This is a genomic window from Pseudoalteromonas sp. SG41-1 (genome assembly GCF_014164575.1).
GTDB classification, from domain to species: Bacteria; Pseudomonadota; Gammaproteobacteria; order Enterobacterales; family Alteromonadaceae; genus Pseudoalteromonas; species Pseudoalteromonas rhizosphaerae.
In genome coordinates this window covers 51,469-67,194 of sequence record NZ_JACJFL010000002.1, presented here as the reverse complement: position 1 = coordinate 67,194, position 15,726 = coordinate 51,469, and the positions used below count along the sequence as shown (strand labels likewise).

12 protein-coding genes are annotated in these 15,726 nt (G+C 42.5%); 7 read left to right on the top strand and 5 right to left on the bottom strand.

The genetic code is table 11. The annotated features are described in order from the left end of the window. Positions 1 to 5 precede the first annotated feature (5 nt). From H5203_RS01895 to H5203_RS01885, 3 genes are all read left to right on the top strand, one after another. A complete protein-coding gene (locus H5203_RS01895) occupies positions 6 to 1,226 on the top strand; it encodes a Xaa-Pro peptidase family protein (protein WP_145234474.1) in 1,221 nt (406 codons plus the stop codon). A 144-nt stretch (positions 1,227 to 1,370) separates the two neighbouring features. Further along, the gene (locus H5203_RS01890; protein ID WP_145234476.1) at positions 1,371 to 2,018 is read left to right on the top strand and encodes a DsbA family oxidoreductase; all 648 of its coding nucleotides are present in this window, start codon (positions 1,371 to 1,373) and stop codon (positions 2,016 to 2,018) included. 191 nt (positions 2,019 to 2,209) lie between these two features. Further along, positions 2,210 to 3,622 (top strand): YfcC family protein, encoded by a 1,413-nt coding sequence (locus H5203_RS01885; RefSeq protein ID WP_145234478.1) that lies wholly within the window; start codon positions 2,210 to 2,212, stop codon positions 3,620 to 3,622. Positions 3,623 to 3,711: 89 nt separating this feature from the next. Here H5203_RS01885 and ppiC read toward each other — a convergent pair whose 3' ends face one another. From ppiC to H5203_RS01860, 5 genes are all read right to left on the bottom strand, one after another. Next, a complete protein-coding gene (ppiC, locus tag H5203_RS01880) occupies positions 3,712 to 3,990 on the bottom strand; it encodes a peptidylprolyl isomerase PpiC (protein ID WP_145234480.1) in 279 nt (92 codons plus the stop codon). A 62-nt stretch (positions 3,991 to 4,052) separates the two neighbouring features. After that, entirely contained in the window at positions 4,053 to 4,964 is a 912-nt protein-coding gene (locus H5203_RS01875) for a hypothetical protein (RefSeq protein WP_145234482.1), read from the bottom strand. 20 nt (positions 4,965 to 4,984) lie between these two features. Next, a complete protein-coding gene (locus tag H5203_RS01870) occupies positions 4,985 to 5,410 on the bottom strand; it encodes a thiol-disulfide oxidoreductase DCC family protein (RefSeq protein ID WP_145234484.1) in 426 nt (141 codons plus the stop codon). Positions 5,411 to 5,453: 43 nt separating this feature from the next. Beyond that, positions 5,454 to 7,826 carry an alpha-glucosidase gene (gene ygjK, locus H5203_RS01865; RefSeq protein WP_145234486.1) on the bottom strand — a complete coding sequence of 791 codons (2,373 nt, stop codon included), beginning with the start codon at positions 7,824 to 7,826 and terminating at the stop codon, positions 5,454 to 5,456. After that, complete coding sequence (locus tag H5203_RS01860; protein WP_182819280.1) at positions 7,816 to 9,585, bottom strand: MFS transporter; 1,770 nt, start codon at positions 9,583 to 9,585, stop codon at positions 7,816 to 7,818. The genes ygjK and H5203_RS01860 overlap by 11 nt, the downstream gene beginning before the upstream one ends. A 68-nt stretch (positions 9,586 to 9,653) precedes the next feature. Between H5203_RS01860 and H5203_RS01855 the strand changes: the two genes are divergently transcribed. The 4 genes from H5203_RS01855 to H5203_RS01840 all read left to right on the top strand — a co-directional run bounded on the left by H5203_RS01855 (position 9,654) and on the right by H5203_RS01840 (position 15,714). Further along, on the top strand, positions 9,654 to 12,155 hold the full coding sequence (locus tag H5203_RS01855; RefSeq protein ID WP_145234489.1) for a hypothetical protein: 2,502 nt from the start codon (positions 9,654 to 9,656) through the stop codon (positions 12,153 to 12,155). A gap of 206 nt (positions 12,156 to 12,361) precedes the next feature. Next, positions 12,362 to 13,174: a hypothetical protein gene (locus tag H5203_RS01850; RefSeq protein ID WP_145234491.1), complete on the top strand. Its 813-nt coding sequence runs from the start codon at positions 12,362 to 12,364 to the stop codon at positions 13,172 to 13,174. Further along, positions 13,175 to 14,215: an extracellular solute-binding protein gene (locus tag H5203_RS01845; RefSeq protein WP_145234493.1), complete on the top strand. Its 1,041-nt coding sequence runs from the start codon at positions 13,175 to 13,177 to the stop codon at positions 14,213 to 14,215. Next, positions 14,215 to 15,714: an iron ABC transporter permease gene (locus tag H5203_RS01840; protein ID WP_145234494.1), complete on the top strand. Its 1,500-nt coding sequence runs from the start codon at positions 14,215 to 14,217 to the stop codon at positions 15,712 to 15,714. The genes H5203_RS01845 and H5203_RS01840 overlap by 1 nt, the downstream gene beginning before the upstream one ends. Positions 15,715 to 15,726: the final 12 nt, after the last annotated feature.

Below are 15,726 nucleotides of genomic sequence, written 5' to 3'. Positions count from 1 at the left end.
GCACCATGACAATATTTGGTATTGGTACGCAAACTAAAGAGCAAGCACTCGCCGGTCTAAGCGATATGACGGGCGATTTAATGCCTATTCAGGCTGATGAGCATTTAGCGCGTATTGCCAAAGCACAAGCCTACATGCAAGCCAATTGTATTGATGCAATTTACTTAAATGCAGGCACTAACTTAACCTACTTTACCGGTATGCGTTGGTATGCCAGTGAGCGTATGGTAGGCGCAATATTACCGGCTAAAGGCGACGTACAATACATTGCCCCGTATTTTGAAATTGGCTCACTAAACGGTTTTAAAGTCATCGATGGCCCTATTCGTGGTTGGCAAGAGCACCAAAACCCTTATGCTTTATTTGTTGAAATACTCGCAGAAATGGGCATTGCGGCTAATGGCACTGTTGGCATTGACGAAAGCGCACAGTTCTTTATTTTTGATGGTATAAACAAAGCACAAACCGGCTTAAACCTAGTCAATGCACAACCTGTGACCGCTCATTGTCGAATGCATAAATCAGCCAACGAGCTGGCACTGATGCAACGCGCTATGGATATGACGTTAGCGGTTCACCAAGCAACTGCAAGTATGTTACACGAAGGAATCAGCACCACCGAAGTTGAAGCGTTTATCAAGCAAGCACACCAAAAAGTAGGTGCTCCAGGTAACTATTTTTGCATCGTATTATTTGGCGTTGCAACCTCGTTCCCACATGGCGTGAAAGACCCACAAATCCTTAAAAAAGGCGATATGGTATTGATTGATACCGGTTGTAAAGTGCATGACTACCTATCAGATATCACCCGCACGTACGTTTTTGGTGAAGCAACACAGCGCCAACGCCAATTTTGGGATTATGAAAAAGCCGCACAAATTGCCGCCTTCAACGCTGCAAAAATTGGTGCGCCTTGTGAAGCAGTCGATGCCGCCGCGCGTAGTTACTTAGCCGCGCAAGAGCTAGGTCCTGAATATCAAACGCCAGGTTGCCCCCACCGCACAGGCCACGGTATTGGCTTAGATATTCACGAATGGCCTTATTTAGTCGGCGGCAACAAAACCCCACTTGCAACAGGTATGTGCTTTAGTAATGAGCCTATGCTAGTTATACCTGATGAATTTGGCGTTCGCTTAGAAGATCATTTCTATATGACTGATAAAGGGCCAAAATGGTTTACTGAGCCTGCCCATAGCATCGAAGACCCTTTTGGTTTAGCTGACTAAGCTAGTCCATCATAACGACTGCACGGTAAACGCTTACCGTGCAGTTTAAGCACTTATTTCTGTAAATTGAAAATCCCCCCTCTTGAATTAACCCCTTCGCGCCTGCATATAGACCCGTACACACTGTAAAAAATAGGCTCACTCATGAAAAAGCTAAAAATCGACATCGTTTCAGACGTAATGTGTCCGTGGTGCATTATTGGTTATAAAAACCTTGAAACAGCATTAGCGCAATTAAGTGACGAATTTTCAGCTGAGATCAGCTGGAAGCCATTTGAGTTAAACCCAGATATGCCAATTGAAGGGCAAGATTTAAATGAGCATTTACAACAAAAATATGGCCTGAGCGAGGAGCAAGGCGACGAAAACCGCAAACGTATTTTAGAGATGGGTGAAAAAGCAGGCTTTACCTTTAATTTTGACGGTAAACGCATCATGATCAATAGCTTTGACTTACATCGCTTACTCACTTGGGCTGCCACTGAAGGCAAACAAACCGAGCTAAAACTCGCTTTATTTAAAGCCCACTTTACCGATTTAATTTTCCTTAATGAGCAAGACAACCTACTTGATGTAGTACAAAGTGTTGGTCTTGATAGAGCCCGCGCAAAAGAAATTTTAGACTCAGGCGAGTATTTCCAAGAAGTACGCAGCGAGCAAAATGCGCTACAGCAAATGGGCATTTCCTCAGTGCCAACCTTTATCATTAACGATCAATACGCCCTCACTGGCGGCCAGCCAAACGACGCATTTGTGCAAGCATTTAAACAAATCGCCGAGCAAGAAGCGTAATAAAATGACAAGCGACGCAATTTACCTGTTGCGTCGCTTTTTAACTAACTTTCTTCTTTAACTTAGTGCCCCCCGTTACATTCCTTTACAGACTGACGTTGCTATTTTTATTGTGATTTTATAACTCGTGTTATCCTTAACAAAAAACAGCGAGGCATATCTGCTGCGCCAATTATAAAAATGGAGAACGTATGAGTAATTCTTTCAAAGTACCGCATACTTTGATTTTACTGCTAGGTATGATGGTCACTGCGTTAGTTGCTACCTGGTTAGTACCACAAGGTTTTTTTGACACAACACTCACCGAGTCTGGTCGGGAAATGGTCCTTGCGGGCACCTATCATACGGTCGCTGAACGTCACTATCTTACCCCTTGGGATTTATTAACGGCGATTCCGCGCGCCTTTGCTGCGGCGCAAGATGTGATCTTTTTTGTCTTGATTGTTGGCGGTGTACTGGCCATTGCCCGTGCTACCGGCACGGTTGATGCGTTGATTGGCCGTTTACTTGAGCGCCATGGTAAAAAGCCGCAACGACTTATATTTATGGTGGTTTTTTGTTTTGCCTTAGCATCAAGCAGTATTGGTACAGCGGGTGAATATATTCCATTTGTATTAATATTAGTCGCTCTTTGTAAAGCTATGCGCCTTGATGCAATGACAGCAGTAGGGATGATTGTAGCCGGTTACGGGATTGGTTATGGCGTGTCTGCGTTTAACCCATTCACAGTGTTAATTGCCCAGCAGATTGCTGAAATTCCTGTTTATTCTGGTTTATGGTTGCGCTTAGCGATATTTGTGCCCTTTGTACTAATTGGTTTTCATCATGTGTGGCAGTACACTAAAAAGGTGGCCGCCGATCCAAGTAAATCCATGATGCTTGATGTGCCTTGCCCTCTCAATGATCAAGCAACACCGCATTACCCTGAACTTGCACTGCGTCATAAATTAATTTTAGGTAGCTTTATTGTCACGCTAGGTGTTGCTGTATGGGGTATTGCAACCAAAGGCTGGTACTTATACGAATTAGGCGGCGTGTTTATCGCGTGGGGTGTGTTGATCGCTATTCTGGGCCGTTTATCTGCCGATGATGCTGCAAACCGCTTTATTGAAGGTGTTTCAGATCTCGTCACCACCGCTATTTTAATTGGTGTTGCCCGTGGTATTGCTTTAATCCTTGAAGATGGGCAAATATTGCATAGCTTAGTGCATGGCATGTCACTGCCATTATCTTATGTGAGTGCTGAAATATCAGCCATTGGCATGTTAGTAATTCAAACAGTGCTTAATACCTTTATTCCGTCAGGTTCTGGGCAAGCGTATGTCACTATGCCACTTATGGCACCACTGGGCGATTTAGTCGGCGTGCCACGCCAAGTTGCAGTGCTTGCGTATCAATTTGGTGATGGCTTTTCAAATATGATTATCCCTACCAATGCGGTATTAATGGGAATTTTAGGCATGGCGGGTGTCCCTTATGGGCATTGGTTCCGTTTTTGTTTACCACTATTACTTAAATTGATGTTAGCAGCATCGATTGTGCTCGTACTTGCAGTGATGTTTGGTTATGGTTTGGATGTACAACCAAGTGCCGTTGGCAGCTAAAGTTACTGGATACTTAAACGAAAAAACCACCTTTGTAGGTGGTTTTTTCGTTAAATCGAAGTCACTCGTTTTTCTAGCTAACTTTACTCTTACGTTCTATAAAGCACTTTTATCACATGCCAACCAAATTTAGTTTTTACTAAATGTGGTTCTAATATTTCTGCGCCAAAAGCCACTTTATCAAATTGCGGAACCATTTGGCCACGTTTAAATTCGCCTAAATCACCCCCTTTTTTACCCGATGGGCAAGAGGAATGTTTTTTAGCGAGCACATGGAACTTAGCGCCTTTTTTTAACTGCTGAATTATGTCTTCGGCAAGTTCTTTATGCTTAACTAAAATGTGTAATGCGTGTGCGGTGCTAGCCATGATCTATCTCTACAAAATTAAACTGAGGGGATTTTATCATAATAGATAAAAACTAGTCATTATCACTGGCCATAATAGCCAATTAAACGAATCGCGAATCCTACTTCGTCGCGATAATTGAGTTCTTCTCGGTATTCTATAAACGGCTCTAATTCATAAAACAGCCAACTGTATTTTACTTGCTGCCGGTAACGGTACGATACTGTATAGATAGTAAAGTCATCAAAACTATTCTGTACATTGGCACCAAACACTGCGGCTCGCTGCGCATCGGGTATATAACTTAAATAAACACCTGAGCGCATTTCGCTATCTATTTCGTCATCAATTTCACGGTAATTAGCAGAGACATTCAGCGAATAAAACTCATTGATCTTAGTATCACTGGAGAGCTTAATAAAGTAACCAAAGCCATCAGAGAAGTAATACTCTAAGCCGGCAGATGCAAAGTACTGCGTTTGATTAAATGTTTTATTCCAACGAAGTGCACTGCGTCCATAAAGTTGGCTACGTGATATGCCAACACGATTATCAACCTCTAAGTTAGCGGTACGCTCAACTAAAAATTGCAGCGCAGCATTTATGTCTTCAGTACCATTGTTTTGATTAGCTGGGGAGTCGATTTCAAAAGGCAACCGGCTAAATTCGTCAGCGTCATTATCTATTATTAGATTTAAGCGGTTTTCCCAGCTAGGTAAGCTTAATGATACTTTAAAGCGTACTTCTGTTTCAGCTAGATCAGCACTGCGGGGAAGCCAGCCTAACCGCAAAAAACCTCTCGCATGGGCTTTGTTTGGGTTAACCTCTTCACCGAGTAAATCGTCTAACCACTGGGCGGTATTTTGCATCCGCAGATTAATTCTGTCGCGAACATCTACCACGATTGCAGAGTCATCATGGGTGTCATTTTGAGCATATAGTCCAGCACTAAACACTAAAAACAGTATATTAAGTTTAACCAAATAACCTGCCAACAGTCCGCCTTGTAAAGAAATTATAAGTAGTGGTGATCATACTCATGACTTGGGATCACGCAATAATTATATTTTCCAAATAAGCGATACCGGTTAAGTGCAATGGCATCATACCCCCAGTTGCGTATCCGTTTCGGTATTATTCGTAATATGTTAGCTAAGGGCCATGGCCAACCCAACTGTGAAACAACATTAATCACACCATCACTTTTGGTAACACACTGATTATTTTCAACATAGATCATGGTTTTAAAATTAGCTGTTGGGTAACCAAAGTGCGTGAGGATTGCTTGGCCTTTTAAAGACTGCACACTGCATAATTTAAAACACAGCTTTTTATCGTGCTTAATAATAAAATTACACCATGCATTACAAAGCTTACACTGCCCGTCAAAGAGTATTATTTTATTGTTTTGCATAAGCTGTTGAGCATTTATTTCACACATACTTAGCCTTTAATTGAACGTTTATATCAATATTTATTTAGCCCTACTCACACCAACGTCCTTGTTTTTGCATTATCAACAATAAATGCGCGGCACTCCACGAGAAATTAGGCGCGCCTTGTTGTTCGCCCGTCAAAGGATTGTAATTTTCGCGAATAGGAGCACTGGCCAATAAGCCATCAGCATGAGTAAGTAGTTGCTCACTGAGTTGCTGCGCCTTTTCACAATAACCGTAATGACTCATACCCACCAAACCAAAATACAGCTGATCAAGCCATACTCGACCTCGCCAATAGATATCTGCACCAAAAGCAGGGTTGCTCAAAGCCGCGCTGCCAAGTGGTACGTAGGTATTGAACTCTTTTTCATCAAGCATTACATCAACCACTTGCTGCGCTTGTTCAACCGTGGCTACTTGATTAAATAGCGGCGACCAGCCTTCAGGGCCTTTACCGCGCTTAACTAACGGCTTGCCTGCACAGCCACTTGCTAACGGTTGTGGTGCTATTTCAATGTCATAATAATAGCCAGTTGTTCTATCGAACATACATCGATTTATATACGCTCTTAGTTTGGTTGCTTGTTTTAAAAAATAACTCGCTTGGCGAGGATAATTCAGCTCTTTAGCAATTTTACTTAAATAGCGATTATCCGCTGCCATGTATGATGCCTGATCGACTGATTCTTGCAGTAATGAGTAGCCAATCAAACGCCCCGCTTTATCAAAATTTTCGGCAAAACCTACGTGCCAATCAGTGGCTTTACCGCCATTTTTTATATACTTCGCGAGTTGTTCACTGCTAATGAAACCAAACACCGCTGCATCATCTCGGCCCGACTCCCACGATGCCGCTGTTTGCGCAGGGATCTTTATCTGTTTTTGTGGATGGGCGATAAGCTGATCCTTATAATTTTCAAGACCACTTTGCGCAGCCCAACCCGTTGCTGTTTGCACCTCAAAGCGTAATTTACCGTCATCCGTTGTATGGGCCTTATCAACTGTTGCGCCATACTCTGGCACACCATTGCCATTGTGATCTCGATTAGTTAGCCACCAGTTTCTATAGCTGACCAACTTTGGGAATATTTCCGCAAGCCACTGCTTATCATTTGTGTACTCATAAACTTGCCACACAGCCCAAGCGGCTAAACTGGGTTTAGTATTACGTTCGTTCCAGTTAGTCCCATCACCACCCCGTTCAGGGCTTAAATTATAAGCCACTAAATCAGGAATAAACCCTACATCCCACGGTCTTACAGCATCATTTGCTGTTATTTGGTGCTCAAATACCGCATTGAGATTTTGCTTTGCGAGTACTGGGTGAAAAGTCGCCAGGGCAAAAGCGTGCTTATAACTATCCCACGGCCAAGTCTGATTACCGGAAAACCAGCGTCCCGTCACGGCAGGACTTACGGTATCAAAGCCAACAGCACCGGCTTTAGAACGCCAATTACCAATCAAGGTTTCAATACTTTTGACGGCTAACTTTTTATGCCTTTCATCGGCACTGGCTAACGGGCGCAGCGCACTATTAATATACCCTTGCCAACGCGTGGCACTGCGGGCTAAATACAGCTCGGGCTGGTTTAAAACATCTTTTATAATAGCCTGCTCGTTTGCCGCTTCTTGGCTATTTAATAAGTACGAATAAGTTGTGTAAAACGTGGTATCGCTATCAATTGTTGTGTCACTTGCATAGCTTAATGCTTCATGAGTGGTGTTGACTGATAGCGTTTTATGCAATTGTAACTGCGAGCTGCCAGAAGTTAGTAACTGGCCATGTGCACGCACTTTGCCAAACTTTAGCGTGATAGTATTATCACTCACTTGCCATTGAGGTAACAGTTGCGGGTATACTTCAAAAGGTGAACGCGCATCTTTTGCGATACCGTCTTGAGCTGTTAACTTACTCACTAACCGCCCTTCCCAGCGCAAAATGAGTGGTTTTTTGGTTGTGATCTGTGTTTTAACTAACGAAGTACGATTACTTACAAAACTTAACTCCATGCGAATACTTACGCCATCACCCGTTAATTCTTGCACTAAAGCACCCGGCAAGCTGTAACTATTCATGGCGAGTTTAACTTTATGACTTTGGTCTATATAGACGCTGAGCTTTTCTAAATAAGGAGCGATAAAATTAAGGTATTCTTCGCTAATAATTGCAGGCCCGGTAAAGCTTCCGATATTGTCATCGCTTGGCAGTAAATGACCATGCCATGCACCTAAGTCAAATAATGGACTAAAGCGATGATGCTCGCCTCTAGCAAAGTCTTGCATATAATATGGACTTCCCGTGCGATCAATTAAATTTTTATAATGACTATTTTCACCGCTCACTGGGTCATTTGCTGTGGCTTGTAAGCTCAACATCAGCATGGCAGCTATTAAAATAAGTCGCTGTTTAAGTTTCACTGTGGGTATCCTTATTATTTCGCGCTAGAAGGTAAAAACCAAAGCCAGTGAAAAGCGCGATCATTGCAAATAATAGCCACATGAGTGCCGGACGTTGCAGCTCTTTCACTAAGTAACCATAGCTCCAACCTGATAAAAAACCAGCAAATAAAAAACCCAGTGCCATAGATACAAAATAATAACCCATAAACATTGCAGCGCTATCTTTAGGGGCAATACTGGCAACATATTCTTGGCTTTTTGGCGAGGTGAGCATTTCACCCAAGGCAATCAATAAAATAACCGTGATCATGACCGCTCCGCCCAGTTGCGTCATTAATAAACCCGCGCTCATTAGCAATAACACTAAAAAGGCACCCGCAGTAACAATCAAACCACTGATCAAAACCGATATCACCTTAAATCTCTGGCATTTTACACTAATGATTATTTGTAATAATACTATGGCCGCAAAGTCTAAATTAATCAGGTACTCGGGATTAACTTGTCGGTAAACCAGCCATTGCTGGGCAAGTTGTTTACTTTGTTGCAGGGTAAAGTCGCTAGTCGCTATTTGCTCAATAAAAAGCGCTATTTCGCTCACTGGCACGTTTACTTTTAAATGCACTAATTCAAGGCGTATTGCTTCAAGCTCAGTGCTCGCTAAAGGTGATGAAGATGCATAATTGACTGATAGAAGCTGAATTTTTTCACTCAATGCTCCACTATCAACAAACGCAAAAAAATCCACTGTTGATTGACCAAAGTAACTGAGTAAAACAACTAAGTCTTGAGTGTTTGTATAATCGCGTATAAACAACGGTAAAGTGTAAAATAGCTGATTATACACAGTCCAAAACCCTGTCAATATGGCTAAGTACAAGGCAAAATTACGGTTACTTACCCGCACCGGCTGTAAGTGCCAGTTATGGCTTTGCTTAGTACTGACACTTTTATCCCACAACCAGTTTGTCCCTAACCATAGAGCAATTAATACAAAAGCTTGCGTATAACTGAGCCAACTCACGCCTGCGGTCATTAGAATAATCACACAAGTAAATAACAACAGTGCAAAGCGGCTGTTGCCTAATACTTGTTGAGCTTGTTGTAATACCTGCTTAAGGCTGGTATTTGCTTGCGAAGATGGGGTTGTTTCGCGATAAAATAACAGCGGAATAAAGTTAAGCAAAATCCACACGGCCGACATTACAAATACCGCATCCCAGCTGATCGCACGCATATAACCGGCGACTAATGGGCCAATAAAGCCGCCCAAATTAACCATAGTGTAAAAAATACCAAACCCTAGGCCACGGTTAGTATCATTCGTGCTGCGACTTATAGTACCAACCACCACAGGTTTAAAACACGCCGCACCAAATGCCACCAACATTAAAATCATAAAGAACGAATTAAAGCCAGTTACTTGGCCTAAAAAGTAGTAACCTGGCGCCATAATTATAAAGGAAATTATAAACAGCCTTTTATAACCATACCGATCAGCCAGCGCGCCTGTTAACACCGGTAATAAATATAAAAAGAAAGGAATAATACCTTGCACAGCACCACGCTGTGCATCATTAAAGCCCACCCCACCTTGTTCAACTGGGGTAGTCATATAGACAGATGAAACCGCAAAAAAGCCATACCAAGCTAAGCGCTCAAAAATTTCCATGGTGTTTGCAATATAAAATGCCACACCAAAGCCTTTATTAGCTGGGGTTTGCTTACTCTGCTTTGCTGCTGAGTTGGTTGTTATTGGTATTTGATTATTATTCATAGTTTACTTTCACAATTAAACACAGTATTTTATATTGCATACAATATACACATAAAACAACTATAATTATGAAAAAACTCTCACTCACTTTGTTATTACTGTTACTTGCCGCGTGTCAAAAAGAGCTGCAAGCCGATACTGCGCAGACCGTACAACCACAAACAACAACGTCAAGTGCTATGGAAACTGATCCACAACAGATGCAAGTAGACCTATCAGTACAAGGTTACACCAGTACGTTACACAAAATGGACATTGCATTCTTAGGGAAAACCATCCCCTATACATATAGCGATGGCAAAATTGGTAATAGCCGAGGATATGATTGGTGGGTAAGTAAACACTTTGCACTGAAGAGTGATTTACCAAAAGAAAAAGTAACGCTGTATTTAGCGCTTTTAGAAATGGCTTATCCACACTATGTTGCACTATTCGGTATGGAGCCACCTAATATTGAACGCCAGCGTATCGCTGTAGTGTATGGTAGCAGCCGCGATAGAGTGCGCGAGGCCATGCTTGATGACGGTTTTTTAAGAGGCGTACATAAAACCGCAGGCGGCGAAACTATGTTTTATAACCGCGCAGGATATAACTTCCCAAGCCATCGTGAGCATCACCAACGCTATATTGTCATTCACGAAACCATGCATGCTTTTCACATGGCTTTAAACGGTCATTCAACCTGGGCGCCTAATTGGATCACCGAAGGCTTAGCCGACTCGGTCGCTCACCATGTTTACGATGCCAAGCAAAAACAACTGACTGTGATGGTGTTTGATCGTGCCCCTATGAATTATATTGAGACCGGTTTAAAGCAATATTACAGTGCTGATAAACCCACTCTTGAGCAAATAAACGATGATCCTGCACTTAAACGCGGCCTTAATTTTTTTATCATTCATTACCTTTTAAGCTCTCCAGAACGCGCACAATATTTTGCATATTTTGTGCAGCAACTTAGGCTTGCCAACCCACACAGTGACGCCACGCTCAGCACAGCCAATTCACTCCTTAAACACACTTTTAAAGATTGGCAGGCAATAGAGCAAGGCTTTGCTGACTTTGTGCAAAATATAAAACCCAGTTTTCATATTGTATCAGGCCCGTGGGAGCAAAATGGTAATGCTTATTGGCTACGAAATACAGATTCAAATACCTTATCTCGATTGGATATAAACCCCGCTCTCACTACTGATGTATCGCACCCAGTGATGGACTTTCCCGCACCACAAGTAAATGCGTTAATCGATCTGACAAATAAGCACCAAGTGGCTGCTTTAATTGAATTTGAACCGGCACAATTACAGCGCGGTGAAATAGGCATTGCCATGCAAGGCAAGCGCAGCGAGCAAAACCAACAATACCGCACTACGTTTATTGGTAATGAGCAAGCGAATGACGACCAATTACTAAAACTATTAATAGTAGATGCTGAGCGGTTAATAATAACCGCACGTAATTTCAAAGATTTTCAGCCTGTGCAAATCGCACTTAGTCCTGAGTTAAAAGCCGCTTTAGCTCAACACGCAACACTTGGTTTAAACCTTACATTAGGGAGCAGCCAACTAACGGTGGGCTTAAAAGCGGATAACGGGACGAATATCATTGGGCAAACATTTACCCTTGCTTTATCGACTAAAATAACAGCCGCACTCGATACACAAAAAATCAGCTTATTAAGTAAAAATAACAATCACCAGATCACACCTTACTTATTTGCAACGCCAGCTGGCGATGCTAAATATTTAAATTTAGCAGCACAAAACCAAACACAGCTTACTGATCCGTGGCTATTTACAGGTTATAAATTATTAAATCGAGTGTTTAGAACCTGCCAACAACATCAGCGCAAACTGGTTAATTGCGATGTCGAGCTGAGTAAGTTAATGGCAAAATTACCTCAGCCGAGCAACCATACAGCCATAAATGCTGAACTTGCAGTTATATTTAACCGCTATAAAACCCTATTAGGTAATAGTGGTTTTAGCGCACTCAGTGGTATTAATTCTGGTGTTTACTATCACCACAACAAAGCCTTTTTACGCGTCGAAAACCCTACCGATTTTGAGCTGCAATTGGCCGCCCAAGTTAGCTTTGCAACTGCAGGTAAGGTGCTTAACAAGCACCATCTCCGTCAGCTCTTAAAACCCGGTATCCACAACATTCACTTACCAGCGTCAACACAAGCTCAAACAATTGTTGTCGAACAAGATCTTAATTGGCAAGGATTAAATAAAACCCGTGAAATTAGTGCTGCTAATGTCCCTTTCAACGGAGTTAGGATGACACTCACTCAGACTAAAAATAACGCGGGTGATTGGCTATTTACCGCGACCCTATCAGGCCCTTATTCAGGTGCGACAACGGGGCAAATAACACTGACAGCTACGCCCTTTATACAGCTTGAAAGTGTAATGACACAAAAACACCCTGTGGAGATTGCGCCTTATGCAGTACAAAACTATCAATTTAAATTCACAGCGAGTAGCGAACCGATGTTGATCACCGTCACTGCGTTATTAGATGTCGATGGGGAGGAGATCCGACTTATCAAACGGTTAAACTTATAATTTAGTTAGCAGCTAAGAAATAACCTCTTAGCTGCTTTGCTTTAGCCACAACTCAACGACCCGTTGGCACGTCCCTAATATCGCCAAATGCTTTATAAATAAAGACAAAATAGAATTTAGTCCGTAAAATTAGTATCCTTGATTTTAGTCATGGTTACATATATGATAATGCCTATCATTTACAATTACCTTTCGGATCCTCTATTATGAAAGCAGTATTTAAATCAGCTACCACCTTAGGTGTGAGCCTTCTTTTAGTATCAGCATTTGTTGCGCAACCTGCATTTGCTAATGGCCCTATTGGCGAACATGTAAATCACTTACAAGCAAATATCAAAGATTACTCAGAAGAAGTTGAATGGATGATCGGCAAAGTCGATACCATGGTAAGCGACTATGAAAGCAAAGGCGTAAAAGCAGTAAAAAGCGATGACCTAATCGAGTATTGGGAATCAGTGAAGTTTCACAGCGCGATTGAAACAAATTTTGTGCCGGTATATGCGTCAATCTGGCAAGGTATTTATGGCGTAAAAATGGCCATTGATAATAACAAGCCGGCGACTGAAGCTCGTAAAGAACAACAAGCGATGAATGCTGCCTTGTGGCAAGGTCTTGGCGCAGTTAAACTAGCGGCGCAATTTCAACAAAAAGGTTTGCTTGCAAACGTTAAAGCAACTGCAACCACAAGCATGACTCAAAGTGCTACAATCGATGAAATTAAACATAAACTTGATCGTGTCATTGCCAAATATGCAGAGCGTTTAAGTGATGAAGCAACCAGCATTGTGCACGATACTTACCTTCACCTATTTGAAGGTGTTGAAGGCACACTTATCGAACAAGATGCCAAACTTGTTGAAATATTAGAAAAAGATTTTAACGTGACACTGCCAAAAGCAATTTCAGATAACAAAAGTGTTGATGAAGTACGCGATGTGGTAAGTAGCATGCACACTAAATTAGACCGCGCCAAGGTATTACTCGAAAAAGCCGAAAAAGCACGTAAGGATGTATTTTAAGTGAAGCGTAGGACCTTTATACAAGGCCTAGCTGCGTTTGGGGCAATCGGTGCATTACCATTGCCTCTTTCTCGCGCACTAGCTGCCAACATAGCAAACCCAGTTTCTGTTGATGACTTACCTAAACTTGAAGGTGAGCTGACCTTATACCTAGGTCGTGGTGAAGGTGGTTTGTATGAAAATGTGCTACAAGCAATTCAAGACAGAAACCCCAACTTTAAACTAGGCATTCGTCGTGGTCCTACAGCAGCTTTAGCCAATACCATTGTTGCTGAAGCAAAAGCAGGGGTGCGTAGAGCCGATTTGTTTTGGGCTGTTGATTCTGGCGCTATTGGCTTGGTTTCAGATGCCGGCCTTGCACAACCTATTCCGAGTGATCTATCAGCGCAGTTGCAACCACAGTTTCGCTATAAAGATTGGGCCCCTGTCACCGGTCGTGTGCGCACCATACCCTATAACACTTCGCGTTTGACCAAAGAGCAAATTCCAACCAGTATTATGGACATTGCTGATAGTGACTTAAGCATTGGCTGGGCACCTGCGTATGCATCGTTTCAATCATTTGTAACGGCAATGCGTATTCTCGAAGGTGACGATAAAACAGCGAAATGGCTGAAAAAGATTAAGAAGCGTGCTAAAACCTATGCCGGTGAGTTGGGTGTAGTAATGGCCGTTGAACGTGGTGAAGTGGATATTGGTTTTGCTAATCACTATTACACCTTACGTTTAAAATCAGGCAAACCAGATGCCAAACTTGATTTAGCATTTACCCAACAAGATGCTGGCTGTTTAGTCAATGCATCAGGTATTTTGGCATTGAACGACGACCCTCTTGCCACTCACTTTATGCGCTATTTATTAAGCATCGAAGTGCAAGGTTACTTGGCTCGTGAAGCCTATGAAATTCCGCTGGTAAATGGTGTCCCTCTACCTGAAGGGTTACCATCTTTAGCCAATATTTCACCACCCAAAGTGGACTTAACACAGTTAGCTGATCTTCGGCCAACCATAGCTTTGATGCGAAATAGCGGCGTACTGTAATGCGACTACCAGCTTCTTACCCAATGGCGCTGCTTGCAGCGCTTATTGTTTTATCTCCTATCTTTATTTTAATAACGCTGGCCACTGATGCCAGCTCTTTGTTTGATAATCATAATTTAAGTATTCTCGGCAATACTTTGTCCTTGATGGTATTAACGGTCATTGGTTCTATTTTAATCGGAGTACCGTTAGCATTTATCAGCGCTTATGTGCGCTTACCGTTTAAAAAAGTATGGTTGGTGTTTTTTGCCGCGCCTCTAGCCATTCCCAGTTACATAGGTGCATTTACGCTTTATGCGGCTTTTGGCTCCGGCGGAGAGATACATAATCTACTTGGTATTGAACTGCCATCGATGGATGGACTCAGCGGCGCAGCTATTGTCATGACTCTTTACACATTTCCATTTGTAATGATGACTACCCGCTCATCTTTACTTAGTCTTGATGCAAGCATGGTTAATGCGGCCCGCACCTTAGGTATGTCGATGACCGAAAGTGTATTTAAAGTCATCTTACCCCGTGTAGTAAATGGCATTGCCGCAGGTTCGTTATTGGTCGCCCTGTATACTTTGTCTGACTTTGGCACACCTGCAATGATGCGCCTTGATACCTTTACCCGGGTTATTTATGTCGAGTACAATGCTTTTGAGTTAAGTCGTGCGGCAATGTTATCGTTACAGTTGTTGGTGATTGTGGGCTTTTTACTGTTGATTGAGTCACAAATTAAAACGGCTAGCGAACGCCATGGCCGGCCATTAATTTTGTTTCCTAGTAAGTGGCAACTAGCGGCTATGTTTGCCACTTTTGCGCCTATTTTATTATTAGCCATTGGCTTACCTCTGGCGATATTTTCGCTGTGGTTAGCGCGTGATGGCTTTAGCTCATTTGATTTTAGCATCGCGTGGAATTCAGCGTATGCCTCAGCCATTGCTGCAGTGGTTGCGGTGATTGTAGCTATCCCTGTTGCCCATGCTGCACTTAGCGGTAAAGCGGGTCGTATCATGGAGCGTGTTACTTACTTTGGTTTTGGTATTCCAGGTATTGTAATGGGCACCGCGCTAGTTTACGGTGGTTTGCAATTGCCGTTTTTATATCAAACATTAGGGCTGTTGATCATTGCCTATATGCTGCGTTTTTTACCCTTAGCGGTAGGCTCTGTGCGCACTAGCACTGAGCACCTTGATCCAAGTTTAGTTAAATCTGCGCGGGTCTTAGGCGCCAGTCCGCGCGAAGCATTTACCCGCATAACTTTACCACTCACAATGCGTGGGATCATAGCCGGTGCCGCTTTAGTATTTTTAGAATCCATGCGTGAATTAGAAGCAACCTTATTACTTGGCCCAACTGGTTTTGAAACACTATCGACTTATTTATGGCGTGTTTATGAGGCGGGCTATTTTGGTCGTGCTGCTATTCCTGGGTTATTGTTAGTACTGATTTCTGCGTGCGGTTTAGCTATTATGATGTCTGGCGAAAAACGTAACCAACTCGAACATTGAGGATTTAAATAC

Bases quoted from the DNA above. Each gene is read 5' to 3' on its own strand.
- H5203_RS01895 (WP_145234474.1), top strand. From the start codon at position 6: ATGACAATATTTGGTATTGGTACGCAAACTAAAGAGCAAGCACTCGCC.
- H5203_RS01890 (WP_145234476.1), top strand. From the start codon at position 1,371: ATGAAAAAGCTAAAAATCGACATCGTTTCAGACGTAATGTGTCCGTGG.
- H5203_RS01885 (WP_145234478.1), top strand. From the start codon at position 2,210: ATGAGTAATTCTTTCAAAGTACCGCATACTTTGATTTTACTGCTAGGT.
- ppiC (WP_145234480.1), bottom strand. From the start codon at position 3,990: ATGGCTAGCACCGCACACGCATTACACATTTTAGTTAAGCATAAAGAA.
- H5203_RS01870 (WP_145234484.1), bottom strand. From the start codon at position 5,410: ATGTGTGAAATAAATGCTCAACAGCTTATGCAAAACAATAAAATAATA.
- H5203_RS01860 (WP_182819280.1), bottom strand. From the start codon at position 9,585: ATGAATAATAATCAAATACCAATAACAACCAACTCAGCAGCAAAGCAG.
- H5203_RS01855 (WP_145234489.1), top strand. From the start codon at position 9,654: ATGAAAAAACTCTCACTCACTTTGTTATTACTGTTACTTGCCGCGTGT.
- H5203_RS01850 (WP_145234491.1), top strand. From the start codon at position 12,362: ATGAAAGCAGTATTTAAATCAGCTACCACCTTAGGTGTGAGCCTTCTT.
- H5203_RS01840 (WP_145234494.1), top strand. From the start codon at position 14,215: ATGCGACTACCAGCTTCTTACCCAATGGCGCTGCTTGCAGCGCTTATT.